Below are 25,353 nucleotides of genomic sequence, written 5' to 3' on the forward strand. Positions count from 1 at the left end.
AGACAGAGCGCGGGGCGGTCACGCCCCGTGCTGCAGGGCCTCGATGCGCGCGACGATCAGGTCGTGGTCCGAGAGCGGGCCTCCCGAGGGATCGAGGGCCGGGCGGATGTCCACCGGGCCGAGCGTCATGCCGCGCGCAAGGAACCAGTCGAGCTTCTGCGCCCGGTCGGGCCAGCGGGTGATCAGGCTCGGGCGGGTGGTCATCTGCTCCTCGGGCCCGCCATGCGCGCTGAAGCCCGCCGCGCGGGCGACGTCGAAGAGCCCCTCGGCCCGCCAGTTGCCGTGGTTGTGGTTGCCGGTGTTGAGATCGCCGCCGATCAGCACGGGCAGGCCGGGGAACTCGGCGTCGATCGCCGCGATCAGCCCCGCGACCTGATCTTCCCGATGCTCCGGCCCGCAGGCGCTTTCGAGATGGGTCGAGACGGCGAGGAACGGGCCGTCCGTGGTCTCGATCCGCGCGCCGACGGCGATGCGCTCGCCGAGCCGGGGCTGCTCGGCATCGAAGAACCATTGCCGCTTGCCGCGAAGCCGCAGCGCGAAGGGCTGGTGCAGCGCGCCGCGCGCCATCAGCCCGTTGCCATGGTAGCCGCGGGCGTTGTGACCGTCGTCGCAGAACTGCAACTCGATGGGCGAGCCGAGGCCGAGCTCGAGGAATTCCACCGCGTAGGCATAGGCCGCGCCGAGCGCACCGGCGAGGGCGGCGGTGGTGTTGCGCTGCTGCGTGCGGGCCATGCCGTGGTCCATCTCGGAGACCAGCAGCAGGTCGCAGTCGCGGGCGCGCACGGCCGATGCCTCGGGGAAGAGGCAGCGCTCGAGGTTCCAGGCGCCTACGGTGAGCGGCAGGGACAGCGGGGCGCCGGGTGCCGCGCCGCCGGTCTCGATCAGGTTCATGCCGGGCACGGTCGCCATGTGGGCATCGTGCACGGCGATCTCGCGCGGCAGGTCGCGGATCGCCAGATCCGCGGCGCCGGGCACGGGCAGGTCCCGGACGGTCTGGCGGATCATTGCGCGGGCTCGGCGACGTGCTGCAGCCGCGGCTCCATCCGCCGCCCGCTGCGCGCGTCGAAGAGATGCAGCTTCGCCGGATCGACGGCGATGCGCAGCTCCGGGCCGAGCGGCGTGTCATGCGCGTCGGTGACCGCCAGCGACTGGTCGCCGACCATGCCGTGCACGATGCGCTGCGCGCCCAGCTCCTCGACATAGTCCACCCGCATCGGCAGGCCGGTCGCGGCGATGCGCAGATCCTCGGCGCGCAGGCCGAGCGTGACCGGCCCGGGTGCGTTGCCGAGCGTCGCCAGCGCGTGGCCGTCGAGCAGGAGCTGCCCGCCGTCGATGCGCGCGTCGAGCAGGCTCATGGCGGGCGCGCCGATGAACGAGGCGACGAAGGTCGAGGCGGGCCTGCGGTAGACCTCGAGCGGCGCGCCGATCTGTTCGACCCGCCCGCCGTTCAGCACGACCAGCCGGTCGGCGAGGGTCATCGCCTCGAGCTGGTCGTGGGTGACGTAGAGCGATGTGGTGCCAAGCCGCTGCTGCAGCTTGCGGATCTCCATGCGCATCGACACGCGCAGCTTGGCGTCGAGGTTCGACAGCGGCTCGTCGAAGAGGAAGGCGGCGGGCTGGCGCACGATGGCGCGGCCCATGGCGACGCGCTGGCGCTGCCCGCCCGAGAGCGCGCGGGGCTTGCGGTCGAGGTACTGGCCAAGCTCGAGCATCCGCGCCGCCTCGGCGACGCGCTCCTCGATGACGGCCTTGCTCTCGCCGCGGTTCCTCAGCCCGTAGGCCATGTTGTCGCGCACCGACATGTGCGGGTAGAGCGCGTAGTTCTGGAACACCATGGCGATGTCGCGCTCGGCCGGGTCGAGGTCGTTGACCCGCCGCCCGCCGATATGAACGTCGCCGCGGGTCACCGTCTCGAGCCCCGCCACCATGCGCAGGAGCGTGGACTTGCCGCAGCCGGAGGGGCCGACGAGCACGATGAACTCGCCGTCCTTGATGTCGATGGTCACGTCCGAGACGGCATCGACGCCGCCCGCATAGGTCTTGCCGACCGACTTGAGAGTAAGGTCTGCCATCACTTGTCGCTTTCCGTCAGGCCCTTGATGAACATGCGCTGGAAGATCACCACCACGGCAACCGGGGGGACCATGGCCAGCACCGCGAGGGCAAAGGCTTCGTTGTAATCGGGGATCTGGCTGCCGACCCAGACCTGCAGGATCGACTTGATGCCGCGCATGAGCGTGTAGAAGCTCTCGTCCGTGGTCATCAGCAGCGGCCAGAGGTACTGGTTCCAGCCGTAGATGAACATGATGATGAAGATCGCCGCCATCATGGTCTTCGAGAGCGGCACGAGCACGTCGATGAAGAACTTCACCGGGCCCGCGCCGTCGATCCGCGCCGCCTCGAGCAGCTCGTCGGGCACCGAGCGGAAGAACTGCCGGAAGAAGAAGGTGCCGGTGGCCGAGGCCAGCAGCGGCAGGATCAGCCCGGTGTAGCTGTTCAGCAGGTGCAGGTCCGACATCACCTGGTAGGAGGGCATGATCCGCACCTCCAGCGGCAGCAGCAGCGTCGCGAAGATCATCCAGAAGAGCGGCGTCGCGAAGCGGAAGCGGAAGTAGACCAGCGCGTAGGCGGCCATCATCGACAGCGCGATCTTCCCGACCGCGAAGCCGAGCCCCATGATCAGCGAGTTGCGCAGCATCAGCAGGCCCGTGACGTCGCCGGTGAAGCCGCCCTTGTGGGTCAGCACCTTCGTGTAGGTCGCCACGCCGTTGCCGCCGGGCAGCAGCGACAGGCCGTTCGAGTGGATGTCGACCGCGGTGTGGGTCGAGGACATGAGCGCCATCAGCACGGGCGCGCAGAGGAAGACCGCGCCGAGGATGAGTATGAGGTGATCGAGGGGTTTGATCTTCTGCATGGGCTTATCCGTAGTGCACGCGGCGTTCGAGGAAGCGGAACTGCAGCACGGTCAGCAGCGCCACGACGCCCATCAGGATCACCGACTGCGCCGAGCTGCCGCCGATGTCGTTGCCCTTGAACCCGTCGAGATAGACCTTGTAGACCAGCGTCATCGGGTTGTTGGCGGGCTTGTCCTTCACGATGACGTCGATGATCGGGAAAGTGTCGAACATCGTGTAGGTGATGTTGATCACCAGCAGGAAGAAGGCGGTGGGCGCGAGCAGCGGCAGGATGATGTCCCGGAACCGTCGCCAGCCCGATTGCGCGTCGATGAGGGCCGCCTCGCGCACCGGGACGGGCACCGACTGCAGCCCCGACAGGAAGAAGATGAAGTTGTAGGGGATCTGCTTCCACACGGCGATCACAATGAGCGCGGTGGCGGTGTCCCAGTAGTTGATCCCGACCTTGAGCTCGTAGCCGAAGAGCGCGGCGAGGTCCTTGAGCGGCCCCATGTGCATGTCGAAGAACATCATGCCGATGAGCCCCGCGACGGGCGGCGCGATGGCATAGACCGAGATCAGCAGCGTCTTGTAGCTCTCGGCGCCGCGGATCACCTTGTCGGCCTTGACCGCCAGCACGAGGCCGATGCCGAGGGCGAGCGCCGTGACCACCACGCAGAAGAAGGCGGTGAAGGCGGCGGTGCTCAGGTATTCCGAGCTGCCGAGCGCGTCGGTGTAGTTCTCCATCCCGACGAAGGTCGCGCCGAAGCCGAACGGGTCCTCGAGGTAGAAGGACGAGGTCACCGCCTGCACCGAGGGCCAGTAGAAGAACACCGCCACCACCGCGAGCTGCGGCAGCAGGAAGAGCCAGGGGGTGAGCGGGCGGTCGAACTGCACGCGCTTGGCGGGGTTGGCGGTCTCGCCGGACCACCAGGCGCGGAAGCGCGCGACCAGCGGGCGCGCGGTCCCGGCAATTTCGAGGGGGGTATCGGTCACGGGATGTGTCCTGGTCGGAAGCGGGGCCGGGCAATGTCACGGGGGGCCCGGGCCGATGGCCGCGGGCCCCCCGATCCAGCGGCGCCGGTTACTGCGCGGTCTTGGCGAAGCGCGCGAGAAGCGCGTTGCCTTCGGACTGGATGGTGTCGAAGGCTGCCTTCACCTCGGTCTCGCCCGAGAAGATGCGGTTGAACTCGCGCTCCATCACGGTGCGGATCTGCGGGTAGAAGCCAAGGCGGTAGCCCTTGGACCATTCGCCGCCCGGCAGCATCAGCTGCTGGATGCCGACCTCTGCCACGGGCTGCTCGTCGTAGTAGCCCTCACCCTTGGCCATCTCGTAGGCGGCCTCGGTGATCGGCACGTAGCCGGTGTTCTTGTGCCAGTAGACCTGCGTCTCGGGCGAGGTCAGGAACGAGAAGAACTGCGCGGTGCAGGTGTTCTGCTCTTCGGGCTTGCCGGCCATCGCGAAGAGCGCCGCGCCGCCGATGAAGCTCTGGGTGCCCGCGCCCTCGATGCTGGCCCAGTAGGGCATGAACCCCGCGCCGAAGTCGAAGTTCGCCGATTTCTGCAACCCGCCGAAGCTGCCCGAGGAGCCGATCCACATCGCCGCCTTGCCTTCCTCGAAGGGCTTGAGGTTGTCGGCCCAGCCGGCACCGTAGAAGCCGTAAAGACCCTCGTCGGCCCAGGCCTTCAGCTTCTCGAACATCATCACCTGGTTCTCGTCGTTGACGATGATCTCGGTGCCGTCGACGGCGTCATAGCCGTTGTTGTTCGTGGCGAACTGCTGGTTGTTCCGCGACTTGAAGTTCTCGACCATCATCCAGGTCAACTGCGAGGCGGTCATCGGCAGGTAGCCGGCCTCCTTCAGCTTGGGCGCGACCTCTTCGAACTCTTCCCAGGTCTTCGGCGGCTCGACCCCGGCCTTCTCGAAGGCCTCGGTGTTGTAATAGAGGATCGGCGCCGAGGAGTTGAACGGCATGCCGATGAACTTGCCGTCTGCATCGGCGTAGAAGTTGCGCACGCCGGCGATGAAGTTCTCGCGGTTGAACTGCTCGCCCGCGCCGGTGATCAGGTCCTCGGCGGCGATGGTCGCGCCCTTGGCGGCGATGATCGTCGCGGCGCCGGCGTCGAACACCTGCAGGATGTTCGGCTGCTCGCCCGAGCGGAAGGCGGCGATGCCCGAGGAGAGCGCCTCTTCGTAGGTGCCCTTGGAGATCGGCGTCAGGTGGCAGGCGTCCTGCGCGTCGTTGAACTGCTGCGAGATCTCGTTGATCACCTCGCCATTGCGGCCGCCCATGCCGTGCCACCAGGTGATGTCGGTGGCGGCGAATGCGGTCGAGGCCATCAGCGAGGCGGCGATCGCGACTCCGGTCGTCTTGAACATGTGGTGTCCCCCGTTCCTGTTCGGCGCCGGGGTACTCGCGGCCTGTAACGGCAATGATACTGCCGCGTGACGTTTGCGTAACGGCAGGCGGGATCAGTCCAGCATGCCCGCAATGTGCCGGGCGATGGGCATGGCGCTGGTCGCCGCGGGCGAGGGGGCGTTCAGCACCGCGGTCACGCCGCCGAGGCTGCGGATCAGGAAATCGTCCACCAGCGTGCCGTCCGGCCGCACCGCCTGCGCCCGGTTCGCCGAGCGGTAGGTGCCGAGATCGGCAAGCGTGATCCCCGGGCTGTATTTCTGCACGAGCTTGAGATAGGCGCCGCGGAACATCGAGCCCTTGAGCTCGTTCAGCGTCGCCCTCGGATGCCGCGCGAGCGTGCGCCAGAGCCCGGGATAGAAGAGCGCGCTGGCCGCGTCGCGCGCATCAACGCTGAACCTTCCGTATTTCTCGCGCGCGAGCGACAGGACCGCGTTGGGGCCGACGGTGATCGTGCCGTCGATCATCGGCGTGAGGTGCACGCCGAGGAAGGGCAGGGCGGGGTCGGGCACCGGGTAGATCATGCTGTGCACCACGGTGTTGAGCCGGGGCGGCAGCACGAAATACTCGCCGCGGAACGGCAGGATGCGCACCTCGGGGTCGATGCCCAGCATCCGCGCCACCCGGTCCGAGGCGAGCCCGGTGCAGGCGATGACCCGCCCGGCGGAGATCCGGTCCTGCGCGGTCTTCCCGCCGTTGATCAGCACCTCGTGGCTGTCGCCGGTCGCGCGGATGCCGGTCACCTCGGCGTTGAAGCGCACCGCGCCGCCGCTGTCCTCGACCTGCGCCAGCAGGGCGCGGGTCACGCCGGTGTAATCGACGATGGCGGTGGCGGGGATGTGCAGCGCGGCGACGCCGCTGACGTTGGGCTCGCGCTGGCGCAGCCCGGCGGCATCCAGCCGGTGCGCCGTCACGCCGTTCTCGGCGGCCCGGGTCTCGAGCGCGCCGAGACGGCTTTCCTCCAGCGCGTCGGTCGCCACGATCAGCTTGCCGCGGGCGTCGTAGCCGATGCCATGGGCGGCGCAGAAGGCGCGGGTCTCCTCGAGCCCCTCGCGGCAGAACCGGGCCTTGAGGCTGCCGGGCGTGTAGTAGACGCCGGAATGCACCACGCCGGAGTTGCGGCCGGTCTGGTGAAAGGCCGGGAGGGCCTCCTTCTCGACCACCTGCACGCGCTTGCCGGGGTTGCGGCGCGCGACCTCGGCCCCCAGCGCCGCGCCGAGGATGCCGGCGCCGATGATCAGGTAGTCACAGACCGTCGTGTTCATTCTGTTCCATTTCGCCCGTTGTGCCCGGATCCGGCGCCATCTGCCTGATCCGGGGAGGTTTTTCTTGCCGGGGATGGTGCACCGGCGCCCGATTTTTTCCAAGCGCGAAGCCCGCGGGATCCGCCGGCCGCGGCAAATGTCCTAGAGCCGGATGCCATAGCGGCTGATCTTGTCGTTGAGGGTGCGGCGGGCCATGCCCAGCACCTTGGCGGTGCGCTCGGTGTTGCCGCGGCAGCGCTCGAGCGCGAGGCGGATCTCGCGCGCCTCGAAGGCGGCAACTCGGGCGGCAAGGCTTTCCGGCTCGGCCACCGGCGCCGCCGGGTCGTCGGGAAAATCGAGCCCGAGCGCGATCCGTTCGGCCACCGCCTTCAGCTCGCGCACATTGCCCGGCCAGGGGCGGCGCATCAGCCGCTGCTTCAGCGCCGGGTCGAGCCCCGGCATCTCGCGCCCGTAGCGGGTGGCGGCGAGGCTGGCGTAATGGCTGAACAGCAGCGCGATGTCCTCGCCCAGCACGCGCAGCGGCTCGACCGCGATCTCGGCCCCGGCGAGGCGGTAGAAGAGGTCGGGCCGGAAGCTGCCGTCGAGCGTCAGCTGGCGCAGGTCGGTCTTCGAGGTGGCGACGATGCGCAGGTCGAGCGGGCGCAGACGGTTCTCGCCGAGCCGCTCGACCATGCGCTCCTGCAGCGCGCGCAGCAGCTTGGGCTGGATCGCCGCGGGCATGGCCTCGACCTCGTCGAGCATGAGCGTGCCGCCCGAGGCGGCCTCGAGCTTGCCGGGCTTGTCCTGCGCGCCGGGAAAGGCACCGGCGACATGGCCGAAGATCTCGATCTCGAAGAGGCTCTCGGGCAGGGCGGCGCAGTTCACCGCGACGAAGGGACCGGCGGCGCGGGCGCTGGCCGCGTGCAGGGCACGGGCGACCAGTTCCTTGCCGGTGCCGGTCTCGCCGGTCACCACGATGTCGAGATCGGTCGGGGCAAGCGCGGCGATCTTCGCCCGCAGCGCGGTGATTGCGGCGGACTGGCCGAGCAGCCCGCCCTCGTCGCGCCGCGTGATGCGGTCCTGCAGGCGGCCGATCTCGGCCCGCGCGGCGCGGCTGCGGAGGCCGCGCTCGATCACCGTCAGCAGGTGCATCCCGTCATAGGGTTTCTCGAGGAAATCCTCGGCCCCGGCGCGCATCGCCTGCACCGCCTGCGCCAGATCGCCATGGCCCGAGATCAGCACCACCGGACAGTCGGGATCGCGCTCGCGCATCGCCTGCAACAGCGCCTGCCCGTCCATGCCCGGCATCCGCAGGTCGGTGAGCACAAGGTCGGGGCGGGCGGTCGCGGCCAGCGCGGCGCTGCCGTCGGCGAAGGGCTCGGCCCTGTAGCCGGCGGCCTCGACGAGGTCGCAGAGCGCGTGGCGGTGGTCCCGGTCGTCCTCGACCACGTGGATAAGGGGGATCATTCGGCGGCCTCGCGGGTGACGTCATCTTCGAGCAGCGGCAGGACCACGGCGATCTCGGCCCCCTCGCCGGGGTCGGACCTTATGTCGAGCCGCCCGCCGAAGTGCTGGACCACCTCGAAGGAGATCGCAAGCCCCAGCCCCAGCCCCTCGCCGCCGATGCGGGTCGAGAAGAAGGGCTCGGTCACCCGTGGCAGCACGTCGGGCGGGATGCCGGGGCCGTTGTCGCGCACCAGCAGGGTCAGCTCGCCCGCCTGCGCGCGGACCGAGAGCGTGACCTCGCCGCGCCCGGGCTCCACCGCCTCGATGGCGTTGTGCAGCAGGTTGACCAGCACCTGCTCGAGCCGCGCGTGACCGGCGCGGACCACGGGCGCACCCGCGCCGGGCTCGAACTGGAGCTGCACCCCCGCCGCATCGGCGCGCGGCTGCGCCAGCGCCAGCGCCGAGCGCGCCACCTCGATCACCGGCACCGGCGAAAGCGGCGCCATCTCGCGGCGCGAGAAGTTCTTGAGATGCTTGGTCATCCGCTGCATCCGGCGGATCAGCCCGCGCGCCGATTGCAGCCGGGCGGCGGTCTGCTCGGGGGCGCGCGAGAGGCCGAACTCGGCGGCGGTCAGCGTCGCCTCCATCGCCGCGAGCGGCTGGCTGACCTCGTGCACGATGGCGGCGGACATGCGTCCCAGAGCGGCCATCTTCTCGGATTGCACCAGCGTCGCCTGTGTGGCGCGAAGGTCGGCCTCGACCTGCCGCCGGGCCTCGACCTCGCGCGCGAGCTCGGCGGTGCGCAGGCGGACCTTGCGCTCCATCACCTCGGTCTGGCGCAGGCGCAGGGCGATGAGCCTGCGGCGGTGCCGGCGCATGTCGGCCAGCCCCAGCCCGAGCAGTCCGGCGAGCAGCACCAGCGCGGCGGTGCCGCCCGCCGCCGCCCGTGCGGGCCAGAGCGGCGCCGCGGCGAGCAGCCGCCAGCCGTTTTCCAGCGGCGTGCCGCGCAAGGTGGCGGCGCGGCCGCCGCCGGGGATGCGCAGCCCGGTCCCGGCTGGCAGCAGCGGCACCGCCCGGTCGAGCTCGGAGCGGTCATAGAGCCGCGATCTGTCCAGCCGGTCGCGCGCCGCCTCGGGCAGCGGCGTCAGCGGGCGGTAGCGCCAGGCGGGCAGGGAAGAGAGAAAGACGATGTCGTCCCGGTCGGTGACCGCGATGCGCTGGCCGGTCTCGGCCCATGCCTGCTCCAGCGGGCGCAGGTCGATCTTGACCACCATGACGCCATGCACGCCAAGCCCGGGATCGTCGACGCGGGCGGAGATGAAGTAGCCCGGCTCGCCGGTGGTCACGCCGATGGCGTAGACCGCGCCGTTGCCGGTGGCGCGTGCATCGGTGAAATAGGGGCGGAAGCTGTAGTCGTGGCCGACGTAGCTGTCGGGCTCGTTCCAGTTCGACGAGGCCAGCGTGACGCCCTCGGCATCGAGCAGGTAGAGCCGGCCCGAGCCGGTCTGCGTGGCGATGCGTTCGAGGTAGCGGTTGGCGGCGTCGATGGCGCGCGCGTCGGCGGGGGCTTTCAGCGCGGCATGGACGCGGGCGTCCTCTCCGGCGACGCGGGGCAGGTAGCGGAAGCGGTCGATCTCGGTCTGCAGGGCGCGGTGGCTGACCAGCAGGCTCTGCTCGAGCCCTTCGCGGATCTGGCCCATCACCACCTGCCACGCGAGCGCGGCGCAGAGCAGCGCGCCGAGCGTGACCAGCATCAGCCGCAGCCGCCATGCCGGGCGGAGGCGGCGCAGGAGGGCGCGCCGACGGGTCATCAGCCCGCGTCGGGGCAGGGGGCGAGCTGCACCGGCTGGCCCGGTGTGGCGCCGAGCTGGGTGCAGTCCGCGGCGCAGAGCGTCCAGGCCGAGGGGGTCGCGCCCGAGGCGGCGAGCGTGAGCGAGGGCACCGGCGCAAGCTCCGGCGTCCAGACCCACCAGCCGTCCTCAAAGTGGCCGCCCGGGCCGGGCTCCATGCCCGCGCCCGAGCCCTTCACCGCCGCCCCGGTCAGGTGGAGTTGGTGGTCCTGCGTGACCTCCCAGCTCTCGCGCCATGACTGGCGCTCGACCGAGTGGGTCCATTCGAGCGTGAAGCTGCCGCCCTCGGCGAGGGCGAGCATCATCGCCCCCGCCATCAGGCAGCCGGTCATGCCTGCACCGCGGCCTTGCGACGCCACACCAGCAGCCCGAAGACCACGGTGAGCGCAAAGCCGACCTCGTCGGTGATCGGCAGGGCCGCGACGAGGCTGAAGGCCGCGGCGACGGCGATCAGCCGTTCCCAGACCGCCAGCGGGCGGCCGAGCCAGCCGATGACGCTGGCGCCCCAGAGCGCGAGAGCAAAGAGCGCCTTGACCACGATGTAGGCGACCGCGGGCCAGTAGCCGATGGCCCCCGCCAGCGCGCCGCCGTCCTGCAGCATCAGCGCCGGGGTGTAGACCGCCATGAAGGGCACGACGAAGCCCGCGGCGGCGACCTTGATCGCCTCGAAGCTGATCTTCAGCCCGCTTTCCTTGGCGATCGGCGCGGCGGCGAAGCAGGCCAGCGCGACCGGCGGGGTCAGGTCCGCAAGGATGCCGAAGTAGAAGACGAACATGTGGCTGACGATCAGCGGCACGCCGAGATCGAGCAGCGCCGGGCCGGCGATCGACGAGGTGATGATGTAGTTGGGGATCGTCGGGATGCCCATGCCGAGGATGATGCAGGTGATCATCGTCAGGATCAGCGACAGGAAGAGGCTGTTCTGCCCCACCGAGACGATGAACTGGCCAAAGGTGTTGGCCGCGCCGGTCAGGGTCATCACGCCGATGATCACGCCGACGAGGGCGCAGGCGATGCCGACCGGCAGCGCGGTCTTGGCGCCCTCGGCAAGGCTGTCGCGGCAGACCGCGAGCGTCTCGCGCCCGCCCTTGAAGGCGGCGCAGGCGGCGATGAGCGCGGCGAGCACCAACAGAAGCGCGTTGATCCCGAACTTGAAGAAGGCCGAGGCGCAGAGCCCGAGCACGACCCAGAAGATCACCCGCACGGCCATCGAGGACATCCCCATGGCGATCGCCGCGCCGAGGATCAGCATGCCGGTCAGCGCAAGGCCGATGGTCCCTGCAAAGAGCGGCGTGTAGCCCGAGAAGAGCAGCCAGACCAGCACGGCCAGCGGCAGGATCAGGTACCAGCCCTCGCGCAGCGCCTTGCGGGCCGAGGGCATCTCCTCGGCGGAAAGGCCGCGCAGGTTGCGCTTGCCGGCCTCGAGATGGACCATCCAGAAGGCCCCGGCGAAGTAGAGGATCGCGGGCACCAGCGCGGCGCGGACGACCTCGATGTACTGCACGCCGAGGGTCTCGGCCATGATGAAGGCGACGGCGCCCATCACCGGCGGCATGATCTGCCCGCCCATCGAGGCGGTGGCCTCGACGCCGCCGGCAAAGGCCGGGCGGTAGCCGAAGCGCTTCATCAGCGGGATGGTGAACTGGCCGGTGGTGACCACGTTGGCGACGCCCGAGCCCGAGATCGTGCCCATGAGGCCCGAGGACAGGACCGCGACCTTCGCGGCGCCGCCCATGCGGTGCCCGACGAGGCCGAGCGAGACATCGGTGAAGAGCTTGATCATCCCGGCCTTCTCGAGGAAGGCGCCGAACAGGATGAAGAGGAAGATGTAGGTCGCCGAGACATAGGTCGGGATGCCGTAGATCCCCTCGGTGCCGTAGGCGATCTGCTCGACCACCTGCTCGAAGGCGTAGCCGCGGTGGTCGAAGGGCGCGGGCAGGTGCTGGCCGAAGAGCGCGTAGGCGAGGAAGATCCCGCAGATGATCGGCAGGGCCGGGCCCATCAGCATCCATGCGGCGATGAAGACGGTGGCCACGGCGATGCAGCCGAAGACGAGGTCGGCGGTGGTGGGATCACCCGCGCGCATCAGCAGCGGCGTATACTCGATCCACTGGTAGGCGGCGACCGCCACGCCCGCTGCGGCGAGCAGCGTGCAGAAGAGCCGCAGCGGCGCGCCGTAGCCGCGCCCGAGCGCCAGCAGCGGGAAGCCGAGCGCCATCAGGAAGCCGACGTGCACCGCGCGCATCACCTGGCTGGGCAGGTCGATGACATGGGCGGCGATGGAAATCTGGTAGAGCGAGAAGGCAACCGCCAGCCAGAAGAGGAAGCGCCCGGTCAGGTTCGGCGGAAAGCTCGAGGCCAGCGGGTCATGCAGTTCGGCCAGTTCCTCGGCCCGGCCCTGCTCGGCCGCGGTGTGTCCGGTCATGTCGTCCTCCCGTCGTGCAGGCAGCCCGGCCGGAGCCGGGCCGCCGCGTGGCTCTGCTCAGAGCAGGCCCTTTTCCTTGTAGTACTTTTCGGCACCCGGGTGCAGCGGGATCGGCGAGTTCTTCACCGCTTCCTCGATGTTGATGTCGCCTGCGGCGGCATGGGCGGCCTTCATCTGGTCGAGGTGCTCGAACAGCAGCTTGGTCATCTGGTAGGCCAGCTCGTCCGAGACGTCGGAGCTGGTCACGAGGATGTTGGTGATTGCCAGCGTCGTGATGTCGGCGTCCTGGCCCGGGTAGGTGCCGGCGGGGATCACGCCCGCGGAATAGGGCGCGCCGAGCGTGTCGGCGACCTCGGCGGGGACCGAGACGTAGGTCACGTCCTGGGTCGAGGACAGGTCCTTCAGCGCGGCCGAGCCGAGGCCCGAGCTCTGCAGCGTGGCATCGAGCTGGCGGTTCTTCATCAGCTCGACGGACTCGGCGAAGGGCAGGTACTCGACCTTGCCGAGGTCTTCGTAGGTCATGCCGAGCGCGTCGAGGATCTTGCGCGCGTTCACCTCGGTGCCGGACTTGGCGGCGCCGACCGAGACGGACTTGCCCTTGAGCTCGGTCACGGTGGTCACGCCGGACTCGGCGGTGGCGGCGATCTGGATGTAGTTCGGGTAGATCGCGGCGATGGCGCGCAGCTTGTCGAGCGGCTTTTCGAAGCCGACCTCGGCATTGCCCTCGTAGGCGTCCTTCACGGAGTCGCCGAGCGCGAAGCCGATCTCGCCGCGGCCCTGCTGCAGCAGGTTCAGGTTCTCGACCGAGGCCTTGGTGGCCTGCACCTGGGTGCGCGCGTCGGGGATGTTCTTGGCGTAGATGTCGGCGAGGGCCACGCCGAGCGGGTAGTAGACGCCCGAGGTGCCGCCGGTCAGCACGTTGACGAATTCCGCGGCCATCGCGGCAGGCGCGGTGACGGCGAGGCTGCCGGCGAGCATGGCGCCGAGCCCGAAGGTTCTGATCATGATGGTCCTCCCGAAAGATACTGCCGCGCATTACTTGTGCCTCCGAGGCGCGCGGTGAGCGAACCATGCGCAAGCCATGGGCACCCGACAACCCCGTAAAGGCCGGACCGGGCGAAAATTCCTCGCAGATTTCCGCCCCGGGCGGGGCAGATTTCCGCGCGGACATTGGCAGGACTGCGGCCCCTGCCCACCCCGGAAGGCGCAAAAGCGCATTGCCCTTTCGCCCGTCATGGACCAAGTTCGCCACTCGCGTACCCACCCCGGCGGCGGTCGATCCGACCGCCGGCAGGCAGGCACCAATCGGGTTTCGGACGATCGCGTTGTCCGATCTGCAGGGGGTACACATCCGTTGGGGTTCATGCATTCCATGACGTGCCGCACCGACGGCATCGAGAGCACGGCGCCGGTGCGCTGGCGCTCCTACGAGGGCATGTGCGGGGTCTACTGGCAGGCCCGGGGAGAAACCGGCGCCACCGGCTACTACCGCTCGCCCGACCCGCGGATCATGCTGTTCTTCAACGATGTTTCCGGGAATATCCGGCTGACGGACCGGCGCTCGCTTGCGCCGCGCCACTGGCGGCCGATGCTGCGCGCGCTCTACGTGCCCGCCGGGGTGCCGATGTGGACCCGGTTCGGGAGCGGCCATGTCTTCTCGCACCTCGACCTGCACCTAGACCACGCTTGGCTGGTGGCGCGGCTCGCGCCGATGATGCGCGGCGGCACCGCCGAGGAGGCGCTGCGCCACCCGGTCGAGGTGCAGGACATCGGCACGCTCGCGTCCGTCGCCCGCGCCCTGACCGAGGAGATCTCCGCGCCGTCGCGCGGCCCGGTCTTTGCCGAGAGCCTCGCGGTCGCGCTGGTTGCCGGGATGATCGGGCCGCGTGCCGAGGCGCCGCTGCCTCCTCCGGGGCAGGGCGGGCTCTCGCCGCGCCAGATGCGGCGGCTGCTCGACTGCCTCGCGGCGGCGGGGGGCCGCAGGCTGAGCAATGCCGAGCTTGCCGCCGCGGTGGGCCTGTCCGAGGGATGGTTCTGCCGCGCCTTCAAGAAGACCACCGGCAAGACGCCGCTGCACTGGCAGCAGGAGCGGCGCCTCTGCGCGGTGAAGGAGGAGCTGCGGCAGGCAGAGCTGACCATCGCCGAGATCGCCCTGCGCCACGATTTCTCGGACCAGGGGCACCTGACGCGGGTGTTCCGCAAGTACGAGGGCACGACCCCCGGCGCCTGGCAGAAGGCGCAGCGGGGTGATTGAGCGCGCGCCCCCCGGGAGTGGACCGGGGGGCGCGGCGCCTTACCAGCTGTGGTTCAGCGTCACGCTGATCTCGCGGCCGGCGTTGTAGTAGTCGGTCGAGAAGCCGCCCTGCGCGATGTGCTTCTCGTCGAGCAGGTTGGTGACCGCGAGCCGCATCCGGGTGTTCTCGGCGATCTCGTAGCCGACGGCGGCATCCCAGATCCACGCGGCATCGGTCTTGCTGGTGTTGGCGTCCGAGCGCCAGTATTCGCCGGTGTAGCGCACCCCGAGCCCGAGGTTCAGGTCACCGAACGAGCCCTGTCCCGGCACGCTGTAATCCGCCCAGACCGACCCCGAATGCTCCGGCGTCGAGGCCAGCCTGTTGCCGTTGTTGGCGCCGTTGTCGGATTCGAGGATCTCGGTCTCGAGATAGGTGTAGGCGGCGGTGAAGGCGAGCTGCTCGGTCAGCTCCGCCTTGGCCTCGAGGTCGATGCCGCGCACGCGGGACTCGCCCCGGACCTCCTCGAGCAGCGTGTCGGCGTTGGTCACCGTCTCGTTGTACTTGGTCAGGTCGTAGATCGAGGCGCTGAACAGGCCGCGGAACCCGTCGGGGCGGTATTTCACGCCGATCTCGTACTGCCGGCCGCGCTCGGGCTCGTCGCCGAGGTTCGCCGGAACGACCGACTCCGCGTAGCTGCCGAAGAGCGACAGGTTCGGGCTCAGCTTGTAGGTGAGGCCGAGCCGCAGCGTGTCCTCGACGTCGTCAGACTCGGTGGTGACGTCGGTGAGATTGTCGGTGATCGAGTTGTCGATCCAGTCGCGCCGCAGCCCGCCCTGCACGATCAGCCGGTCCCACGCGAATTCCTGCTGCAGGTAGAGCGAGGCGACCTCGGTGTCGGTGGTGGTGTCCTGATAGGGGTCGGTCGCGTCGAGGTCGAGCCCGCCGGTGTAGACCGGGTCGGTCCAGTCGATGTCCGCGGCGCGCGTGTACCAGAGCGTGTTCTCGCGGTGGTTGTCGCGGTACTCGATCCCGCCCATCGTCCGGCTCGACAGGGTGCCGAAGCTCGTCTCGTAGAGCAGGTGCGCATCGGCGACGAAATTCTCGAAATCGGCGTCGTTGGCGAAATAGTAGCGCGAGACGGTGGTGTCCGCCTCCGAGGTCACCGCGTCGAGGAAGACATAGCCGAAGCCGCCCGTGCCCTTGGTGTAGCGCGCGGTCGTGCCGAGCTCGAGCCCGCCGCCGAAATCATGCTCTAGCTTGAAGGTCAGCGTGTGGCGGTCGGTGTCGAGGTAGTTGAAATCCGGCTCGCCGAGGAAGAGGTCGCGGTCGAAATCGTCACCGGTCGCCGGGTAGCCCGAGCTGTTGGGATAGCCGTCGCGGTAGAGGTAGTCGTAGACGAGGCTGACCGTGGTGCGGTCGGTCGGCCGCCAGGCAAGGCCGCCCATCAGGAAGGTCTCGTCGTCGTTGGACCCGTCGGTCTCGGCCTCGGCATCCTGCATCTTGCCGGTCAGCCGCCACGACAGGTCGCCGGAACCGGCGAAGGTGTCGCCGAGATCGAAGCCCAGTTCCTTGTGGTTGAAGCTGCCGAGCGTGCCGTAGATCTCGCGCAGGCGCTCGCCGGTCGGGGACTTGGTGATGAAGTTCACCGCGCCGCCGGGGTCGCCGACGCCGAAGGCGGTGGAGTTGGCGCCCTTCAGCACCTCGACCCGGTCGAAGGCAAAGGGCTCTTCGCGCACGCCGCCGAAGGCATCGCCGATCAGCATCCCGTCGCGGTAGGTGGTGGCGTCGTAGCCGCGGATCTTGAAGTAGTCGTAGCGGTCGTCGCGTCCGTAGAAGTCGGTCGAGATGCCCGAGGTGTATTGCAGGATCTGCTCGGTGGTCTGTGCCCCGCGCTGCGCGATCTCCTTCGAGGTGATGACCGAGATCGTTGCCGAGCTGTCCATCACGTCGCTCGGCAGCCCGCTGCCGCTGGTCACCTGGTCGGCGACGATGGTCTCGTCGTCGTCGGTGCCGTCGCTGGCGGTGTCGATGAAGATCGTGCCGAGCGAGACCGTGCCGCCGGATTGCTGCGCCGAGGCCGGGAGGGCGGCCAGAAGGCCGAGCGTCGCGCAGCTGGTCAGCAGCAGCGAGAGCCGCGAAAGGGCAGGGGCGGGGAGGGGATGCGTCACGTCGAAAAGGCTCCTTCGAGGGTCTGTTGCGCTGTGCCTTTCGCTCGAGTGGCTGTCCTTTCCCGGATGGCTTGCTGGCAGGCTGGTATGGGGGCGTCCCGTCCGACGCTCGGGCCGGCAGGGGACGCGTCGCAGCGCCGATACCAGCGATACGGCGGATCGTATTGAACAAATCTGCGGTTTTTGTACTTTTCTGACTAAATTTATAAAGAAATGTCCGCCGCCGACCAGCCGCTCATCGCAGCAGCCCCGCGTCGCGGGCCGAGGGCACGACGGTGGCGCTGTCTCCGTCGAGCGCGGCGGTCATCTCCGGCTCGAGCCGGTCGAGCGCGAAGGGCATCGAGAGCACGCTGCCGAAGGAGAGCGCCCCGGCGAGCAGGTCGTCGCAGAAGACCTCGCGCCCTTCGGCACTGGCGCGCAGGGTGCGGCGCATGGCGAGCGCGGCAAGGTCTTCGGCCTGTCCACCCGAGGAGATCCACAGCAGCAGGTCGGCGTCGATGGGCGAGAGATCCTCGGGCGAGAGCGTCGTGTAGAAGCCGTCGATCAGCTCGGTCTGCGCGAGCGCTTCCGGCAGGCGGAAGCCCAGCTCCCGCAGGAACTGCGCGCGGGTGTCGCCGCCCATGAAGGCCCCGGTCTGCCCGCCGTTGTGCCAGGCGCAGACGCCGCTGCGCCCCGTCCAGTCGGGATGGCGGGCGCGCACGGCGGCGAACCTGCCGTGCAGCTCGGCGATGAGCTCCTGCGGCGCGACCTTCGGTGCCGGTGGCGCGGGCCACCATCCGCAGCTCGGCGTCCCAGGGCATGCCGTAGGTGGTGACCTCGGGGGCGTGCATCAGCACCGGCGCCACCTGCGACAGCAGCGCGTATTCCGCCTCGGAGATGCCCGAGCCGCTGGCGACGATGAGCTCCGGCGCGAGGCTGGCGACGGTCTCGATCGAGACCTCGCCGGTGATCACCGTGGGCGTGGCATCGCCAAGGAGCGGCTGCGCCCAGGGCCAGACCGCGTAGGGCTGGTCACCGAACCAGGCGCGGACCCCCACCGGCACGACGCCGAGCGGGGTGGCGCGGCGGCAGGGCCATGGCCTGGCATCGGGGATTTGGAGAATGGCCTGGCTGGACACCGGTCCCCGAGGGAAGGAAGGGCGCGGGAGACGCTTGCTGGGCGATACCCGAGTCGAATAATCGGAAATGCCCGGCTTGGAAAGCCTCGCGACGGATATCGGGTGCTGGGGCCTAGGGCGCCTCCTCGCGGCTGACCAGCAGCTTGTCGATGCGGCGGCCGTCGAGGTCGACGACCTCGATCCGCCAGGCGCGCCACTCCAGCACCTCGCCGACCTGCGGCAGGCGTCCCATCTCGTCGAGCACCAGCCCGGCGACGGTGGAATAGCCGCGGCCCGGCGCCAGCGTGACGCCAAGATGGTCGGCGAACTCGTCCACCGGCATCGCGCCCGCCACCAGCATCGAGCCGTCGGCGCGGGTGACCAGCTCCTCCGCCTCGTGCGCGTCGCCGCCGAAGTCCCCGGCGATGGCCTCGAGGATGTTCATCGGCGTGACGATCCCCTCGAAATGGCCGTATTCGTCGTAGACCAGCACCATGTGGGCGGGCGCGCCGCGCAGCGTCTCGATGAGGTCGAGCGCGGGCATGCCGTCGCGCACCACCGGCGCCTCGAGCAGGCGCGCGCGCGGGTCGAGGAGCGTGCCATCTGGGCTCAGCAGGTCATGCGCGGCAAGCACGCCGATCACCTCGCCCTCGGCCCCGTCGCGCACCGGCATCCGGGTGAGGCGGCTGTCGCGCAGCTGGGCAAGAAGCTGCGCGGGCGGGTCAGTCAGGTCGAGCAGCGCGACCTCGTGGCGCGGGGTCATCAGGTCGCGCGCGGCGCGGTCGGCGACGCGCATGACCCCGGCGATCATCTGCGTCTCGGCATGTTCCAGCACCCCGGCGCTGCGCGCCTCGGTGAGCACCTGCCGCACCTCGGCGTCGCTGACGTCGGAGCCGCGGTCGCCGGACTGGCCGAGCAGGGCGAGCACCGCCTTGCCGGATCGGTCGAGCAGCCAGACCAGCGGCGCGGCGACAAGCGCGATGCCGCGCATCAGCGGCGCGACGCGCGTCGCCACGGCCTCGGGCGCGCGCAGGGCGATCTGCTTGGGGACCAGCTCGCCGACGATCAGCGACAGGTAGGTGATGACCACTACCACTCCGCCGACGCCGAGCGACTGCGCCGCCGCGGGCGAGAGGCCCGAGTCGCCGAGCGCCGCCGCCAGCCGGGTGCCGAGCGTGGCGCCGGAGAAGGCGCCCGAGAGCACGCCGACCAGCGTGATGCCGATCTGCACCGAGGACAGGAAGCGGCCCGGATCCTCGGCAAGGCGCAGCGCGGTGGCGGCGCCGCTGCGCCCCTCCTCGGCCATGACCTTCAGCCGCGCGGGCCGGGCCGAGACGATGGCAAGCTCGGACATGGCGAGCAGGCCGTTGACGAGGATGAGGGCAAGGACGATGGCAATCTCGAGGGTCATCGGAGTTTATCGGGTCTCACTGGCTGTGTCGGTTTCAGGGGAAGGCGGCGGGGATCCGGCGTCGCCGCGGGTCTTCCAGAGCGAGTAGGCGACCCCCGCGGTCAGGATGGCGAAGGTGATGCCAAGAGACCAGACCGGCGGGAATTTTTCCCAGCCCATCAGGTCGGCGATGAAGACCTTGGAGCCGATGAACACCAGCAGCACCGACAGCGCGTACTTCAGGTAGGCAAAGCGCCGCAGGATCGCCGAGAGCGCGAAGTAGAGCGCCCGCAGCCCGAGGATCGCGAAGATGTTCGAGGTGTAGACGATGTAGGGATCGGTGGTGATGGTGAAGACCGCCGGCACCGAGTCCACGGCGAAGACGAGGTCGGCGATCTCGATCACGATCAGCGCCAGCAGCAGCGGCGTGGCGTAGCGCAGGGTCCTGCCGGTGGCGGGATCGGTCTGCTTCACGGTGAAGCCGTGGCCGTGGATCTCGTCGGTGACGCGCAGCCTGCGCTTGAGGAACCTGACCACGGGGTTGGTGGCGAGGTCGGGCTCTTCCTCCGCGCCGCCGGCGCAGAGCATCTTGACCCCGGTGAGGATCAGGAAGCCGGCGAAGACGTAGAGCACCCAGTGGTACTGCTCGACCAGCGTCGCGCCGAGGCCGATCATGATGCCGCGCAGCACGATCACCCCGAGGATGCCCCAGAACAGCACCCGGTGCTGGTAGGCGGCGGGGATGGCGAAGAAGCCGAAGATCAGCGCGATGACGAAGATGTTGTCGAGCGCCAGCGTCTTCTCGACGACGAAGGCGGTCAGGTACTGCGCCGCGGGCTCGGTGCCCATCTGCCACCAGACGAAGCCCGCGAAGGCGACGCCGAGTGAGATGTAGAGCGCCGAGGTCTTCAGGCTCTCGGCGACGCCTATCACGTGATCCTCGCGGTTCAGCACGCCGAGGTCGAAGACCAGCAGGGCGAGCATGATCGACAGGAAGGTCAGCCACATCCACAGCGGCTGCCCGAGAAACAGGGTGAGAAGGATATCCAAGACGGACCTCGTTGAAGCATCACGTCTCGAGGTCTGCGGGGGATGTTTGACGATCCGGGCACGACATCGAGCACAGCCGATGCGGTCCGACATCACGAGCGCTCTCGCGCGCGTCAGAGGGGCCCGGCCCGCCGTGATCGAGGTGGGGATGACCGGGGCACTGCGCAAGGAGGGGAGCGATGCATTCACGCAGGTGCGTCCTTGCCGTTTCGGCGGGATCCGGCGCATCCAGCCGGACGCCGCGCAAGGGCTTGCCGAGGTGTCACTGGCGCGGCCCGTGGCGGGGGTGCGGCCCCGCGGTCTGCCGCGGATGGGGGCTGTTCTCGCGCGCCACGCGCGGATGCGGCGCGCCCGTCTTCTGCGCGCGCGGGTGGGTATCCGCCCCGGCAGCGTGGCGGGGGTGGCGCGGCGGTTCCTCGCGGGCGGTGACGTGCAGGCGGCCGGAGGTCCGGCCGCTCGGATGGCGCATCTCGTGGCCGCGCGCGTCCGCGTCCTTCATTGGAGGGTCCGGGATTCCTGGAGGGTTTCGGTGGTGCGCCGCGCAGGGGGCGGCACGCGAAACCGGGACCCGAAGGCCCCGGTCTCGTAAGGTCGCAGCGGGGAAGCCGGGTCAGGCGCGCGCTTCGGCCCCGTCGATCCGCTCGTCGCGCCGCGCTGGGGGCAGCTCGCCGTTCAGCGCCTTCTCGAGCTTGTCGTGGTCGAGCTGGCCTTCCCAGCGGCTGACCACGATGGTCGCCACGGCATTGCCGATGAAGTTGGTGATCGAGCGGCATTCCGACATGAAGCGGTCGACGCCGAGGATCAGCGCCATGCCCGCCACCGGCACCGTCGGCACCACCGAGAGGGTTGCCGCCAGCGTGATGAAGCCCGCGCCGGTCACCCCGGCCGCACCCTTCGACGAGAGCATCGCCACCAAGAGCAGCAGGATCTGGTCGCCGAGCGAGATGTCGATGTTCATCGACTGCGCGATGAAGAGCGCCGCCAGCGTCATGTAGATGTTGGTGCCGTCGAGGTTGAACGAATAGCCCGTGGGCACGACGAGGCCGACCACCGGACGGGCGCAGCCCGCGCGCTCCATCTTCTCCATCAGCGCCGGCAGGGCCGATTCCGACGAGGAGGTGCCGAGCACCAGCAGGATCTCGGCCTTGAGATAGCCGATCAGCTTGAAGATCGAGAAGCCGCAGGCCCGCGCCACCAGCCCCAGCACGCCGATCACGAAGATCGCGGCGGTGAGGTAGAAGGTGCCGACCAGCATGGCGAGGTTGGCGATCGAGCCGATGCCGTACTTGCCGATGGTGAAGGCGAAGGCGCCGAAGGCCCCCACCGGTGCGACCTTCATCAGCACCGACACCATGCGGAACATGATGATCGAGGCCTTCTCGCAGAAGCTCACCACCGGGGCGGCGTGATCGCCGACGAGGATGCAGCTCACGCCGAAGAGGATGGCGATGAACAGCACCTGCAGGATGTTGCCGTCGGTGAAGGCCGAGAGGAGCGTGTCCGGGATGATGCCGAGCAGGAAGCCGGTGATCGTGGTGTCATGCGCCTTCGAGGCGTAGCCCTCGACCGCCGAGGCGTCGAGCGAGGCGGGGTCGATGTTCATCCCCGCGCCCGGCTGGATCACGTTGGCGACGATCAGCCCGACGACCAGCGCCAGCGTCGAGAAGAACAGGAAGTAGCCGAAGGCCTTGGCCGCGACCGAGCCGACGTGTTTCAGCGAGCCCATGCCCGAGAGGCCGGTCACGATGGTCAGGAAGATCACCGGGGCGATGATCATCTTCACCAGCTTGATGAACCCGTCGCCGAGCGGCTTCATCGCCTCGCCGGTCTCGGGGTAGAAATGCCCCAGCAGCGCGCCGAGGGTGATCGCGACCAGCACCTGAAAGTAGAGGTGGCGATAGAAGGGAATGTGGGGATGGGCGGTGGTCCCGCCGGTCTCGAACTGCATCTACTCCTCCGCATGCTTGAGAACGTGACAAGCATATGAAGCGGGCATCTGGTGTACCAATTTCGGCGCTGGCTGGGTAAGTGCTCGGTATACCGCGGTATTTCCCCGGGCCTGCCTTGCCAAGTGTTTCGGTTTCCATACAGTCGTTTTTGCGGTAGTCCGGAAAAGGAAACAGCTTTCGGACCCGACGTGACCGCGACTCTCCCTTCTCGAAAGGCCACCCCCAGCCGCTGGCCGCGCCTGCTCGCGCTGGTCCTGGCCGCCGCGCTGGTGGCGCTCGCCTGGGCCGGGGAGTTCCGCATCGCGCTCGGCGCCGCCCGCGAGGAGGCCGCGACCGACGCCCGCAGCCGGGCGCTCGGCATCGCCTCGGAGCTGTCGCGACAGCAGGCGGTGAGCGCGGTGCTTGCCAGCGACCCGCAGGTCATCGACGCGCAGGCCACCCCCTCCGCCGCCGCGGCCGAGGCGCTCTCGGCCCGGCTCGAGGCGCTGAACGCCGACATCGGCGCCTCGGTGATCTACGTGACCGACACCGAGGGCATGGCGACTTCCTCGTCGAACTGGCGCGAGCCCACCTCCTTCGTCGGCAGCAGCTACGGCTACCGCGCCTACGTGCAGCAGGCGCTGGCGCGCGGCGAGGGGCGGGAATACGCGCTCGGCACGGTCAGCAACCAGCCCGGGCTGTACCTCTCGCGCCGCATCGGCAGCGTCGCGGCGCCGCTCGGCGTGGTGGTGGTGAAGCTGGAGTTCGACGCGCTCGAGGCGAACTGGCGCGCCTCGGCGCGGCCGAGCTACGTGCTGGGCGCGGAGGGCACGGTGACGCTGACCTCGGACCCGGCGCTGCGCTTCGGCCCCGCCCCGGACAGCGGCGGCTGGAGCGTGACCGAAGCGGTGCCGCGCTCGGACTGGACGCTGGTGATGTCGTTGCCGCCGGGCCCGGTCTACCGGCAGTCGGCCATCGCGGCGGTGCTCGCGGCACTGGCGCTCGCCGGGGCGGGGACGGCGCTTGCCAGCTACCGGCGCCGCCAGACCGAGGCCACGCGCTACCGCGATCGGCTGGAGCGGGACGTGGCCGCGCGCACCGAGGCGCTCTCGCAGCAGATCGCCGAGCGCGAGGAGGCCGAGGCGCAGCTGGCCGGGATGCAGGCGGCGCTGGTGCAGGCCAACAAGCTGGCCGCGCTGGGGCAGATCACCGCCGGGGTCGCCCACGAGGTGAACCAGCCGCTCGCCACCATCCGGCTGCTTGCCGAGTACGGGCAGGACTTCGTGACCGCGGCCGACCCCGAGGCGCGCGAGCAGTTGGCCGCGAACCTCCGCCAGATCGTCGCCATGTCGGACCGGATCGGCACCATCACCTCGGACCTGCGCGGCTTCTCCCGCAAGGCGCGCGGCGATCTCGGGCCGGTGTCGCTGTCCGAGGCATGGCAGGCCTCGCTGCGCCTTGCCGCGAGCCGCCGCGCCAGCGCGGGCGTCAAGATCATTGCCGATCCCATCGACCCCGATCTGCGGGTGCTGGCCGAGACGGTGCGGCTCGAGCAGGTGCTGGTGAACCTCATCCAGAACGCGCAGGAGGCGCTCGCCGGGCGCGCGGGCGGGCGCGTCACGCTGACGCTCGACGAGGGGCCGGGGACCGTCCGCCTCTGGATCGCCGACACCGGGCCGGGGCTGGCGCCCGAGGTGGCCCGCGCGCCCTTCACCCCGTTCCAGACGACCAAGCCCGACGGGCTGGGGCTGGGGCTGGTGATCTGCCAGAGCATCCTGCGCGACTTCGGCGGCACGCTGGCGAGCGATCCCGATCCCGCGAGCCCGGGCGCACGCTTCCGCATCGAGCTGCGCAAGTGGAGGCCGGAATGACCGACGACACCCCCAACCTCGTGCGGCTGGTCGAGGACGACGCCGCGCTGCTCGCCGCCACCGCGCAGGGGCTTGCCATGGCGGGCTTCACCGCCGAGCCCTACGCCGACCCGCTGGCCGCGCTCGAGGGGCTGGGGCCGGACTGGCCCGGCGTCGTGCTGTCGGATGTACGGATGCCGGGGATCGACGGGATCGAACTGGCCGCGCGCATCCGCGCGATCGACCCCGAGCTGCCGGTGATCCTGCTGACCGGCCATGGCGATGTCGAGATGGCGGTGCAGGCGCTGCGCGACGGGGCCTACGACTTCATGACCAAGCCCGCCAGCCGCGCCACGCTCGAGACCACGCTGCGCCGGGCGCTGGCGGCGCGGCGGCTGGTGCTGGAGAACCGCCAGCTGCGACGCGAGCGCGATCAGGCCGTGCCCCCGGACGGGCTGATCGGCCGCAGCCCCGCCATCCGCCACATGCGTGCCACCGCCGAGCACATCGCCCGTGCCGGGATGCACGCGCTCTTCACCGGCGAGGCGGGGGTGGGCAAGGAACGGCTCGCGCGGCACATCCACGCGATGAGCCCGCGCCGATCGCGTCCCTTCGTGGCGGTCAGCTGCGCCGCCATCGCGCCCGAGCGCTTCGACGCCGACTACCTCGGCTCGGTCGGCGGCAGCGGCCCGCACCTGCGCAGTTACGGCCGGATCGAGAGTGCCTCGCGCGGGATGCTCTACCTCAACGGCATCGAGGCGCTGACCCCGGAGATGCAGGCGCGGATGCTCGAGGTGATCGAGACGGGGACGGTCTGGCCGCTGGGGGCCAGCGATGCGCGGCCGGTCGACCTGTGGGTGATCGCCGCGACCCGCGCCGATCTCGCCTCGCTGGTCGCGGAGGGCAGGTTCCGCGCCGACCTCTACTACCGGCTGAGCGGGCTGACCCTGTCGCTGCCGCCGCTGCGGGCGCGCCGCGAGGACGTGCCGCTGCTGTTCCGGCATTTCGTGCAGCGCGCCACAGAGCGCAACGGTCAGAGGGTGCCGGCGCTGACCGAGGTCGACCAGGCGCATCTCGACGGGCATGACTGGCCGGGCAACCTGCGCGAACTCGAGCAGTTCGCCGAGGCCTTCTGCCTCGGGCTCGGCGCGGCGCCCGAGGGCACGCGCGGCGCCTCGCTCTCCGAGATGATCTCCCGCTACGAGGCCGCGCTGCTGCGCGACGCGCTGCGGCAGGAGGGCGGCAATGCCACCGCCGCGATGACCCGGCTGCAGGTCTCGCGCAAGACCTTCTACGACAAGCTCGCGCGGCACGGCATCCGCAGCGGCGACTTCCGCGCCCCGCGGGGCGGCGCGTGAGA

At 69.9% G+C, this 25,353-nt stretch carries 20 protein-coding genes and 1 pseudogene; 3 read left to right on the forward strand and 18 right to left on the reverse strand.

What is annotated here, in order from left to right:
* Positions 1-18: 18 nt before the first annotated feature.
* From PVT71_RS28105 to PVT71_RS28155, 11 genes are all read right to left on the reverse strand, one after another.
* A complete protein-coding gene (locus PVT71_RS28105) occupies positions 19-1,005 on the reverse strand; it encodes an endonuclease (RefSeq protein ID WP_353476652.1) in 987 nt (328 codons plus the stop codon).
* Entirely contained in the window at positions 1,002-2,072 is a 1,071-nt protein-coding gene (locus PVT71_RS28110; RefSeq protein ID WP_353476653.1) for a sn-glycerol-3-phosphate import ATP-binding protein UgpC, read from the reverse strand. Before PVT71_RS28110 ends, PVT71_RS28105 begins: the two co-directional genes overlap by 4 nt.
* Positions 2,072-2,914: a sn-glycerol-3-phosphate ABC transporter permease UgpE gene (ugpE, locus tag PVT71_RS28115; RefSeq protein ID WP_353476654.1), complete on the reverse strand. Its 843-nt coding sequence runs from the start codon at positions 2,912-2,914 to the stop codon at positions 2,072-2,074. The genes PVT71_RS28110 and ugpE overlap by 1 nt, the downstream gene beginning before the upstream one ends.
* A gap of 4 nt (positions 2,915-2,918) precedes the next feature.
* A complete protein-coding gene (locus PVT71_RS28120; RefSeq protein WP_353476709.1) occupies positions 2,919-3,791 on the reverse strand; it encodes an ABC transporter permease subunit in 873 nt (290 codons plus the stop codon).
* Positions 3,792-3,978: 187 nt separating this feature from the next.
* Positions 3,979-5,274, reverse strand: coding sequence for an extracellular solute-binding protein (locus tag PVT71_RS28125; protein ID WP_353476655.1), 1,296 nt, complete (start codon positions 5,272-5,274; stop codon positions 3,979-3,981).
* Between the two features lie 93 nt (positions 5,275-5,367).
* Entirely contained in the window at positions 5,368-6,576 is a 1,209-nt protein-coding gene (gene lhgO / locus PVT71_RS28130) for an L-2-hydroxyglutarate oxidase (RefSeq protein WP_353476656.1), read from the reverse strand.
* Between the two features lie 141 nt (positions 6,577-6,717).
* Positions 6,718-8,022 (reverse strand): sigma-54 dependent transcriptional regulator, encoded by a 1,305-nt coding sequence (locus tag PVT71_RS28135; protein ID WP_353476657.1) that lies wholly within the window; start codon positions 8,020-8,022, stop codon positions 6,718-6,720.
* Positions 8,019-9,812, reverse strand: a complete 1,794-nt coding sequence (locus tag PVT71_RS28140) for an ATP-binding protein (protein ID WP_353476658.1) — start codon at positions 9,810-9,812, stop codon at positions 8,019-8,021. The genes PVT71_RS28135 and PVT71_RS28140 overlap by 4 nt, the downstream gene beginning before the upstream one ends.
* A complete protein-coding gene (locus tag PVT71_RS28145) occupies positions 9,812-10,183 on the reverse strand; it encodes a DUF1850 domain-containing protein (RefSeq protein ID WP_353476659.1) in 372 nt (123 codons plus the stop codon). The genes PVT71_RS28140 and PVT71_RS28145 overlap by 1 nt, the downstream gene beginning before the upstream one ends.
* Positions 10,180-12,276: a TRAP transporter permease gene (locus PVT71_RS28150; protein ID WP_353476660.1), complete on the reverse strand. Its 2,097-nt coding sequence runs from the start codon at positions 12,274-12,276 to the stop codon at positions 10,180-10,182. Before PVT71_RS28150 ends, PVT71_RS28145 begins: the two co-directional genes overlap by 4 nt.
* 57 nt (positions 12,277-12,333) lie before the next feature.
* Positions 12,334-13,281, reverse strand: coding sequence for a TAXI family TRAP transporter solute-binding subunit (locus tag PVT71_RS28155; RefSeq protein ID WP_353476661.1), 948 nt, complete (start codon positions 13,279-13,281; stop codon positions 12,334-12,336).
* Between the two features lie 358 nt (positions 13,282-13,639).
* Between PVT71_RS28155 and PVT71_RS28160 the strand changes: the two genes are divergently transcribed.
* Positions 13,640-14,530 carry an AraC family transcriptional regulator gene (locus PVT71_RS28160; protein ID WP_353476662.1) on the forward strand — a complete coding sequence of 297 codons (891 nt, stop codon included), beginning with the start codon at positions 13,640-13,642 and terminating at the stop codon, positions 14,528-14,530.
* A 39-nt stretch (positions 14,531-14,569) separates the two neighbouring features.
* Here the strand turns inward: PVT71_RS28160 and PVT71_RS28165 are convergent, their stop codons facing one another.
* The 7 genes and pseudogenes from PVT71_RS28165 to PVT71_RS28195 form a co-directional block, all read right to left on the reverse strand.
* On the reverse strand, positions 14,570-16,678 hold the full coding sequence (locus tag PVT71_RS28165) for a TonB-dependent siderophore receptor (protein WP_353476663.1): 2,109 nt from the start codon (positions 16,676-16,678) through the stop codon (positions 14,570-14,572).
* Between the two features lie 235 nt (positions 16,679-16,913).
* Positions 16,914-17,378 carry a hypothetical protein gene (locus PVT71_RS28170; protein ID WP_353476664.1) on the reverse strand — a complete coding sequence of 155 codons (465 nt, stop codon included), beginning with the start codon at positions 17,376-17,378 and terminating at the stop codon, positions 16,914-16,916.
* 97 nt (positions 17,379-17,475) lie between these two features.
* Positions 17,476-17,796 (reverse strand): annotated as a pseudogene (locus tag PVT71_RS28175) (hypothetical protein); the annotation flags it as partial.
* 112 nt (positions 17,797-17,908) lie between these two features.
* On the reverse strand, positions 17,909-19,186 hold the full coding sequence (locus PVT71_RS28180; RefSeq protein ID WP_353476665.1) for a hemolysin family protein: 1,278 nt from the start codon (positions 19,184-19,186) through the stop codon (positions 17,909-17,911).
* Between the two features lie 6 nt (positions 19,187-19,192).
* Positions 19,193-20,215, reverse strand: a complete 1,023-nt coding sequence (locus PVT71_RS28185; protein WP_353476666.1) for a TerC family protein — start codon at positions 20,213-20,215, stop codon at positions 19,193-19,195.
* A gap of 262 nt (positions 20,216-20,477) precedes the next feature.
* Positions 20,478-20,714: a hypothetical protein gene (locus PVT71_RS28190; protein ID WP_353476667.1), complete on the reverse strand. Its 237-nt coding sequence runs from the start codon at positions 20,712-20,714 to the stop codon at positions 20,478-20,480.
* A 111-nt stretch (positions 20,715-20,825) separates the two neighbouring features.
* Positions 20,826-22,163, reverse strand: coding sequence for a dicarboxylate/amino acid:cation symporter (locus PVT71_RS28195; RefSeq protein WP_353476668.1), 1,338 nt, complete (start codon positions 22,161-22,163; stop codon positions 20,826-20,828).
* 189 nt (positions 22,164-22,352) lie between these two features.
* Here PVT71_RS28195 and PVT71_RS28200 point away from each other — a divergent pair, with 189 nt between their 5' ends.
* The gene (locus PVT71_RS28200) at positions 22,353-24,014 is read left to right on the forward strand and encodes an ATP-binding protein (protein WP_353476669.1); all 1,662 of its coding nucleotides are present in this window, start codon (positions 22,353-22,355) and stop codon (positions 24,012-24,014) included.
* Positions 24,011-25,351: a sigma-54 dependent transcriptional regulator gene (locus PVT71_RS28205; RefSeq protein WP_353476670.1), complete on the forward strand. Its 1,341-nt coding sequence runs from the start codon at positions 24,011-24,013 to the stop codon at positions 25,349-25,351. The genes PVT71_RS28200 and PVT71_RS28205 overlap by 4 nt, the downstream gene beginning before the upstream one ends.
* The last annotated feature ends 2 nt before the right edge of the window (positions 25,352-25,353 follow it).

The sequence above is a fragment of the Salipiger sp. H15 genome (assembly GCF_040409955.1).
GTDB lineage: Bacteria > Pseudomonadota > Alphaproteobacteria > Rhodobacterales > Rhodobacteraceae > Salipiger.